Origin of the sequence: Rouxiella badensis, from assembly GCF_002093665.1 — a bacterium.
Taxonomy (GTDB): Bacteria; Pseudomonadota; Gammaproteobacteria; order Enterobacterales; family Enterobacteriaceae; genus Rouxiella; species Rouxiella badensis.
Map to the genome: position 1 here is coordinate 70,929 of NZ_MRWE01000023.1, position 8,893 is coordinate 79,821.

The 8,893-nt window shown below is 53.2% G+C and carries 5 protein-coding genes; all 5 read right to left on the minus strand.

The annotated features are described in order from the left end of the window. Window positions 1–58: 58 nt before the first annotated feature. Window positions 59–2,413: a GNAT family N-acetyltransferase gene (locus BS640_RS14325; RefSeq protein WP_017492815.1), complete on the minus strand. Its 2,355-nt coding sequence runs from the start codon at window positions 2,411–2,413 to the stop codon at window positions 59–61. 2 nt (window positions 2,414–2,415) lie between these two features. Further along, a complete protein-coding gene (locus BS640_RS14330) occupies window positions 2,416–3,708 on the minus strand; it encodes a lysine N(6)-hydroxylase/L-ornithine N(5)-oxygenase family protein (protein ID WP_084912800.1) in 1,293 nt (430 codons plus the stop codon). A 10-nt stretch (window positions 3,709–3,718) separates the two neighbouring features. Then, window positions 3,719–5,272: a pyridoxal phosphate-dependent decarboxylase family protein gene (locus BS640_RS14335; protein ID WP_084912801.1), complete on the minus strand. Its 1,554-nt coding sequence runs from the start codon at window positions 5,270–5,272 to the stop codon at window positions 3,719–3,721. 409 nt (window positions 5,273–5,681) lie between these two features. Then, window positions 5,682–6,590 carry a polyphosphate kinase 2 gene (gene ppk2, locus BS640_RS14340; RefSeq protein WP_017492812.1) on the minus strand — a complete coding sequence of 303 codons (909 nt, stop codon included), beginning with the start codon at window positions 6,588–6,590 and terminating at the stop codon, window positions 5,682–5,684. Window positions 6,591–6,617: 27 nt separating this feature from the next. After that, window positions 6,618–8,132, minus strand: coding sequence for an inorganic phosphate transporter (locus BS640_RS14345; RefSeq protein WP_241528239.1), 1,515 nt, complete (start codon window positions 8,130–8,132; stop codon window positions 6,618–6,620). Between the last annotated feature and the right edge of the window lie 761 nt (window positions 8,133–8,893).

The window sequence follows — 8,893 nt, forward strand, 5'->3', positions numbered from 1 at the left end:
GCGGTCGCCGAAGCGACCGCGCCAAGGTGCCCATTTTTATGCCGGACAGCGGGGCCGGTTATCGCCAGCGGGCAATCGGGTTAACCAGCGTTCCGGCAAACTTCAGGTTTTCCGCCGGATCGGACAGGTTAATCATCTGCTGGTTATTCGCCAACTGCAGACGGTTCAGGCAGGAGCGGGTGAACTCCGGCGCGAACAGATCGTAACGGGCAAACTTGCTGGCGAACTGCGGATGCGCGTGCTGATATTCCTTCACGCAGTTCGCTACCGCCTGCCAGAACTTCTCTTCAGGCAGCGTGTCAGACTGGTGCAAAATGGCGCTAATAAAGCGGAAAATACAGTCGAAGACATCGGTAAAGATGGACAGAATCTTCAGATTTTCCGGTACGTCCACCGCCAGACGCTGCACTTTCTCCGGCAGCACCGCCTCCGGGTTCATCACCGCAATCTCTTCACCAATGTCTTTCATATAGGCGCTGACCGGCACGTTATTCTCCAGCAGCAGGATCAGGTTTTCGCCGTGAGGCATAAAGACCAGATCGTGCTGATAGAAGCAGTGCAGCAGTGGGCTGAGGTAGCAGGTCAGGTAGCGTTCAATCCACTGTTCCGCCGGCAGCCCCGAGTCGGCAATCAGCGCAGGCAGCAGGGCTTTCTGATGAGGGTCGATGTGCAGGAAGGACGCCATGGTCATCAGGCGCTGGTTAGGCTTCAAATCGACGACCGGGTTATCGCGCCACAGCGCAGCAAACATTTTCTTGTAGGCAGAATCGCCCTTGATGGCCCTTTCGTAGTAGCGGTTGTGATAACCCACTGCCGCCACCTCGCGCAGAATACGGAAGTCGCAACGCTGTAGCCACGCATCCTTTTTCACCAGACCGTCGAGCCATTCGTTAATTGCCGGGGTGGTCGCCATGTAATAAGGCGACAGGCCGCGCATAAAGCCCATGTTCAGTACGGACAGTGCTGTTTTCACGTAGCGTTTTTTAGGCTGGCTGCGGTTAAAGAAGGTGCGGATAGACTGCTGCGCCTGATACTGATCGTCGCCGGTTCCCAGATAGACGATGTCATTGTTGGCAATATCCGCCGCAAACACCGTCAGCAGTTTGTTTTGCCACTGCCATGGGTGAACCGGCATAAAGAGGTAGTCGTCGGTTGACAGGCCTTTCTCCACCAGCTGAGCGTTGAAATGTTCAACGGTTGGCTGACCCAGTTCGTCTTGCATCAGCCGATCGTATTCCAGATTGCTCAGGCTGGAGAAGTGCGCGTTGCGCAGGTGAACCGCGACCCAGACCAGATTGATTGGCGTTGCGGCCTCTGGCGCAAAGGCCAGATAGTCACGGGCGTCAAAGCCGATACGGCCATTGTTGGCCACGAAGCAGGGGTGGCCTTCGGTCATTGAGGCCTCAACGGTCTGGAAGTCCGCTGTGACCAACGCCTGGCTGTCTGGATTATTCTTTTGCAGCTTGTAGACGCTGCTGCACAGCGTGCTGCTGATCTCTTCCATGTAGGTTGCCAACAGCGCCTGGGGGATGCCGATTTGCGCATTAAATTCGACAATAAATTGCAGCGCATCCAGGGCCAAAGAGTGACCATTTTCCTGTTTGATCAACGAGTCGGCGTCGATCTCCCAGTGATCCAATGCCAGAAGGCTGGCGTTAAAGCGGTATTCGGCCTCGGCACCCGGCACGGCAAGCGAATAGCGCCCGTTGCCCACCGAACTCGGGGTAATGATTTTCTCGTGGGCGAATTCGGCAATCGCTTTGCGGATCAGCATACGGTTGGCCTGTGCCCAGTTATCAGCTGACAAGTGAGTTCCGGTAAGCAGCGGTGTAGTGTTGTTCATAGTTAGCGATTCCTGCAGTAAGGCTCGTTGATAATCTTCACGCTGGCAGAAGGCCAGCCACGCGGTTTTGTGACCCATATCGATGGTGTGCTGGTAGCGGAAACCCGCGCGCTTGTTCAGCGGGTGAATTTTGTTGTTACGCACGTCCGGTTCAACCACCACGCGATTGACCTCTGGCTGGCTGAACATGTAGTCCATCACTACGGTGAATACCTGCCAGCTAAACTGCTTCACCGGTTTATTGGCGGGCGCGATCAGGATGTGCATGCCGTAATCATCCGCCTTTGCGGCGTAATGCTTACCGACCTCATCTTCGCTGGCGCGGTAAAACTCCATCAGGAATACCGGCTGGTCATCGCAGCAGCCGATCAATGCAGCCCGGGGGTTATTCGCCGTCAGGCGCTGATAAAAAGCGGCAACTTTCTCGAGGCTGTCGTTTTGCATCCCCCAGAAGCGCGCATAATCGCGCGTGACCCAGCTGTGAATCAGTGCGGCATCCTCGGTGCGCATTGGCCGAAGCGTAAAGTTGCCCGCCGGACGGGAAGTTTTGAACAGTAGGGATTGAGACATATTTAACGTTCCGATTTTGACGGGAAGGTTTGGAAAGCAATCTGGCGCTCGACGGGATACACCTCACGGCCGGTCAGTTCGCGCAGCAAGACCGAATTGCGGTAGCAGGCCATGCCGAGATCCGGTGTCACAAAACCGTGCGTATGCAGCTCGGCATTTTGCACAAACACCTGATTGTTATGGTCAATGCTGTAATTACGCTGCACGTCGTAACGGCCTTTTTCATCCCAACGCAGGCGTTGCGCAATGCCTTCAATAAACATCGGCGGACGATACTGATAGCCGGTCGCCATGACCAGACCTTCGGTGCGGCGAGTGTAGGCGCTGTCCTGCTCCTGCTGGTGCAGCGACAGCTCGAATTCGCCTTCCGGCAGCCAGCGCATATCGGTCAGTTCAGAATGCGTAAACAGATTGACGTCTAAATTTCCATCCAACTGCTTTACGTACATCAGGTCATAGATGTCATTGATTAGGCTGCTGTTGATCCCCTTGTAGAGATTCTTGTGCGTTGCGTTTATTTCGTCGCGCTTTGCTGCTGGCAGAGCGTGGAAGTAATCGACCCATTCAGGCGAGGTCATTTCCAGCGTCAGCTTGGTGTATTCCAGCGGATAGAAGCGCGGCGCGCGGGTGACCCAGTTCAGCTGATAGCCGAAGCGGTCGATATCGCTCAGGAGATCGTAATAGATCTCCGCCGCACTCTGACCACTGCCCAACACGGTGATAGACCGTTTCTTTTGCAGCTGTTCCTTGTTGACCAGATATTCGCTGGAATGGGTGAAACGTTCGCGATGTGGGCGGCTACAGGCGGGTGTCCAGGCGCTTGGGCCGGTGCCGAGTACCAGACGGCGTCCCAGCCACTCTTGCAGTCTGCCGCTTACCGTATCCACGGTGCGCACGCGATAGCATTGCAGACTGTCATCGTAGCTGACGTAGTCAACGCGGGTATTCCAGCGCAGATTGCTGAGTTTTGACGCGGCCCACTGGCAGTACTGGTTGTACTCTTTGCGCATCAGGAAGAAATCTTCACGGATGTAAAAGGAGTAAATTTTTCCCTTCTGCTTCATATAGTTCAGCAGGCTATAAGGGCTGGTCGGATCGGCAAGCGTCACTAAATCGGCCATGAAAGGCGTTTGCAGGTGCGCGCTTTCCAGCATCATGCCGGTATGCCAGTCGAAGCCTGGATTCTGGTCGAGAAATACGCCGCTTAGGCCTTCAACCGGTTCGCTCAGGCAGGCCAGACTGAGGTTGAAGGGACCTAGACCAATGCCGATAAAATCAAGGATGTTGTTGTTCATCATCAAGTCCTTATGAGTTAACCGCATTCAGCGCAGATTCACGCACCTGTTCGCGACCGTAATGCACAATCAGAGCAATCACGTCTTCGATGTCAGCTGCCGTAGTGGTGGGATTCAGCAGGGTGAATTTCAGGTACTGACGGCCATCGACCTTGGTTCCGGCAATGACTGCATTGCCTGAGCGAAATAGCGCCTTACGAATGTTGGCGTTAACGTCGTCGAGTTGTGCAGGGTTCATGCTTGGGCGGGGAACGTAACGGAAAATCTGAGTAGTCAGTTCCGGGGCGTGGAGTACCTCAATGGTCGGGTTTGCGCGCAGCAGTCGGTGGGCAGTTTGCGTCAGTGCAATGATGCTATCAAAGGCTTCGCCCAGCGCTACGGGGCCCATAATACGCAGGGTCATCCACATCTTCAGTGCGTCGAAGCGGCGGGTGGTCTGAATACTTTTGTTAACCAGATTAGGCGTGCCTTCCTGCTGCGCGCTCAGCGGGTTGAGGTAGTCGGCATGATGTGTCACGTGACTTAGGTGGTGTTTATCACGCACAAAGAACGCGCCGCAGCTGACGGTTTGGAAGAAGGATTTATGGTAATCGACGGTGACCGAGTCCGCTTTTTCGATTCCGGCCAGACGCTGGCGATGATTTTCAGACACCAGCAGACCGCAGCCGTAAGCCGCATCAACGTGCATCCACAGACCGTAGCGCTGACACAGCGTCGAGATGTCCAGAAGCGGATCGATGCTGCCGAAATCGGTGGTGCCGCTGGTGGCAACAATGGCAATCGGGATCAGCCCTTCTTCATGACAACGCAAGATTTCCTGCTCAAGCTGCGCGACGTCCATGCGGTAAAGCTCATCGTAGTCGACCGGGATCACTGCGTCATAGCCCAGTCCCAGAATCGCCATCGATTTTTGAATGCTGAAGTGGCTGAGTCTGGAGGTAAAGACGCGCCATTTGCTGGCATCCTGTGGCAGTCCACGATGCTTAATCAGATGACCGGGATGATGCGCCGCGCACCAGTTGTCGCGTGCTAGCAGCATGGCCATCAGGTTGGACTGCGTTCCCCCACTGGTAAAAATACCGTCCGAGGAGGGTGGCAGACCAATACGTGAGAGCGTCCAGTCGATCACCTTTTGTTCGATAAGCGTGCCGCCTGCACTTTGGTCCCAGGTGTCCACCGAACTGTTCACCGCGGCCATAATCTGCTCCGCCAGCAGAGAAGGTAGCACGACCGGGCAGTTGAGGTGAGCAACGTATTTAGGGTGGTGGAACCATACTGCATCGCGCAGGTAAAGGTCTTTAAGTTCTTCCAGCGCTGCTTCGTTGCTGCCCAAAGGCTGGTCGAGATCAACGTTGATAAATTGGGGGGCAAGCTCGTGAGGCAGGATGCCACTGAACGGTTTTTCAACGTTATTCACCGTGCTGGTCATGAGTGCCAACACGTCTTGCGTCTGCTGTGCCCATGCCGACAGCTGCTTTTCATTGAAAATAGCGTCCTGAGGATCGGTAGCGCGGGGGGACAGTTGCGGTTGAGTCACTGCCTGAGTTTGCGAACGTAAGACCATATCCTGTTCCTTTCTTTGAGACGTAAGAGGCCCTGCCGCCATAAAAAAATGGCAGCTTTATCCGCCTGACGACGGATCGTAAGTTAAGAGTTATTGATGTGCTGAGGGGAATGTAAGAGCCCCAAAAAGCCCTGATAGGGCGAGATTTAGTTGTCTAAAACTAAATTAACCACATTTTGCATGGGTTTATGGCGCATGGAGGCCACTTGTTATTGAGAATGTTATTATAAATAGCAATCATTATCATTCAATAGAATAATTGTTACCGTATTTTGATTAGATAATTTAATGTTGATAAATGTGATCTGCATCACATGAAAAGCGTGGGGAGAGTTATTTACAAGACGGGAAAGAGGTACAAAAGTCTCCCCCTGCTCAGCTAAACAGGGAGAAACGGGAGAGGGAAGGGTTAATAGCGGTCTGGCACAATCATACTTTCGGGCACCGAGTGACGGGTGTACTCCTCTTTATGAACGCGGGTCGGCAGCGTAATGTTGCTGCTCTCTCCTTCTTCATAAGGTACCTGCTGCAACAGGTGCGAGATGCAGTTTAGACGCGCCTTCTTCTTGTCGACGCCCTGCACCACCCACCACGGCGCTTCCTCAATGTTAGTGCGCTGCAGCATCACTTCTTTCGCCTCGGTGTAGTCTTCCCAGCGACGGCGACTCTCGAGATCCATAGGACTGAGTTTCCACTGTTTAAGCGGGTCATGGATACGGCTCAGGAAGCGTAGCTCCTGTTCTTCATCGGTAATGGAGAACCAGTATTTGATGATTTGAATCCCACTGCGCGTCAGCATGCGTTCGAATTCCGGTACGCTTCGGTAGAACTCTTCATACTCTTCGTCGCTGCAAAAGCCCATCACCTTTTCCACGCCCGCACGGTTGTACCAGCTGCGGTCGAACAACACGATTTCGCCGGCCGCGGGCAGATGCGAAACATAGCGCTGGAAATACCACTGCGTGCGTTCGCGCTCGTTGGGCGCAGGCAGTGCGGCGACCCGGCAACCACGAGGATTAAGGCGTTGCGTAATGCGCTTGATAACGCCGCCTTTTCCGGCCGCGTCTCGGCCTTCAAAAATGATCACAATACGTTTGCCGGTGCGCATTACCCAGCTCTGGAGTTTGACCAGTTCGCCCTGCAAGTGCAGCAGTTCGCGGAAATAGCGTATGCGCCAGGCTTTTTCCTGTTGATCGAGGGGCTCCTCAAGACCGGCTTCTTCCAGCTCCAGCTCAAGTGACTCTTCATAACTGTCATAAAATTCCTGCAAAAGGCGCGCATCGAACATATCGTTATAGTTGATTGTGTGAGTAGACATCGCTTGTTATTCCTGCCACATCAAGAGTTACAGAGTGATAAAAATCCAGTAAAGGCCGGCTGAAATCAGCGCGGCGGCGGGGAGAGTTAACACCCATGCCAGAATCATGTTACTCAGCGTGCCAGATTGCAGACCGGAGCGGTTGGCTGCCATCGCGCCAGCAATGCCAGACGACAGCACGTGCGTGGTCGAGACAGGCAGGCCAAAAGCATCTGCTGCGCCAATCGTGCCCATGGTGACCAGTTCTGCGCTTACGCCCTGAGCATAATTCAGGTGGCTTTTACCAATTTTCTCCCCAAGCGTAGTCACGATGCGTCGCCAGCCCACCAAAGTGCCAAGCCCCAAAGCAAGCGCGACGGCAATCTTGACCCATGAAGGAATGAACTGTGTGGCGGCATCGATATGCTGTTGCAATTGATGCAGGCTTTGCTGCGTGGCGGCCGACAGCATCAGCGTTTTATCCGCCTCTAGCCGCTTGATAGTCTCCGCCGCCAGGTAGAGGTCATTGTGCACCCTCGAAATTTTCGCTGCGGGGATGTCGCTCAGCGAACCGTATTGATGAAGCGTAGCGGCCATCATTCCTTCAATCTGTGCCAGTGCGGGGATAACCTTCGAAGTACGTTGCCCGTCACGCAAATAAGTCGCTAATACCTCACGCGGAGGCTGAACATTTTCCTCAGGGAACTGCTGTAACAACTGTGCTTTGCTGGTCTCGGCCAGCGTGACCAGCTGCGAGGTTGTCGAGGCAGGCAGTGAGCGATTCAGCGAGTAGGTGACAGGCAGAGTCGCTACCAGAATCAGCATAATCAGCCCCATGCCTTTCTGGCCATCATTCGAGCCGTGGGCAAAGGAAACGCCGGTACAGGTCAACACCATCAGGCCGCGGATCCACAGCGGTGGCGCGCCTTTGCGCTCTGGAGCACGGTAAAGCTGCGGCTTTTTCACCAGACGCTTCAACAGCATCAGCAGCAGAGCGGCACAGACGAAGCCGACAATCGGTGAAAGTATCAGCGAATAGCCAATGTTCAGGGCCTGCGCCCAATTGACGCCGCTCGCTGCGCTGCGACCGTGCAGCAAGGCATTCGCAACGCCTACGCCGATGATCGAACCTATCAGGGTATGGGAGGAGGAGGCGGGCAGCCCAAGCCACCAGGTGCCGAGGTTCCAGATAATTGCCGAGAATAACAGGGCATAAATCATGGCAAAGCTGTTGCTGCTGCCTGCCTGTAGCGTTAGTTCAACCGGCAGCAAAGAGATAATGCCAAAGGCGACGGCGCCGCTGGAGGCGAGTACGCCGAGGAAGTTGAAGGCGCTCGACCAGACAACGGCCACCGTGGGGGGCAGAGAGCCGGTGTAGATAACCGTAGCTACCGCGTTGGCGGTGTCGTGAAAACCATTAATAAATTCAAAGCCAAGGGCGACGAACAGGGCAATGGCAGGCAACAGCAGCAGCAGATTATGGGACTCGGTCAGACCGGTATGTTGAACATCGGCGAATAAACGGCTGCCGGTGAAAACACAGCCAAGCACGAGGAGACCCATAAACAGGAGGATCGCTTTTTTATTTTTTTGTTTTCCGTTGTTTACCAAAACCGGCAACGAAGGGGTACTGAGTGGTAGGGGGCGAGTGGGGAGGTAATCGCTCATCAGTGAATATCCTATAGACCTTCAAGCAGCATAAAGCTCAATAATTTGTGTGAACAATCTATAAAATATTTGTGTCAGTTTTATGTCAGCCATATGACATTACGAAAAACTGTTTGAGAGTGAAAAATCATTTTCCTCTTAATGTTCAGCTGGATAGAAGATTTTAGCTCTGTAATTAACAATTTTCACAGTCATTATTATCTTAGCTAACTAACTTTTTCCTCACCAAATCCCAAAAATAAAATAGCCAATCTTGAGTGATGGGCTTCAAAGGGAGGGGGATCAAGTCTTTCAGTCATCGTCAGTCCTAAAGGTCAGGCATACAAGCCCGCAACCTCTTTCTCCCCTTTTTCACAGCGTGCTGATAACACGTTCGTTTAGTAGCCGTGCGGGATTTCACATCATTGGTAATGATGTGACCCACCAATTTAAGGATGCGCAGTGATGTGATAAGTACTTTTTAAGTTATAATCTGGTTTTAGCGAGGGTAGCGGGGCATTTTTAGTGATATAGATCTCGTTAAGACTACCAACAGGGTTCAGATACTTGCAGGTTTCTTAATTTGTGGGTATAAACATCTTGTCAAAAACTTAACCTAATAAAAAACTTTTCCCCAAACTAAGGGGATGACCTATCCCATAGTTATAAAACAAAAC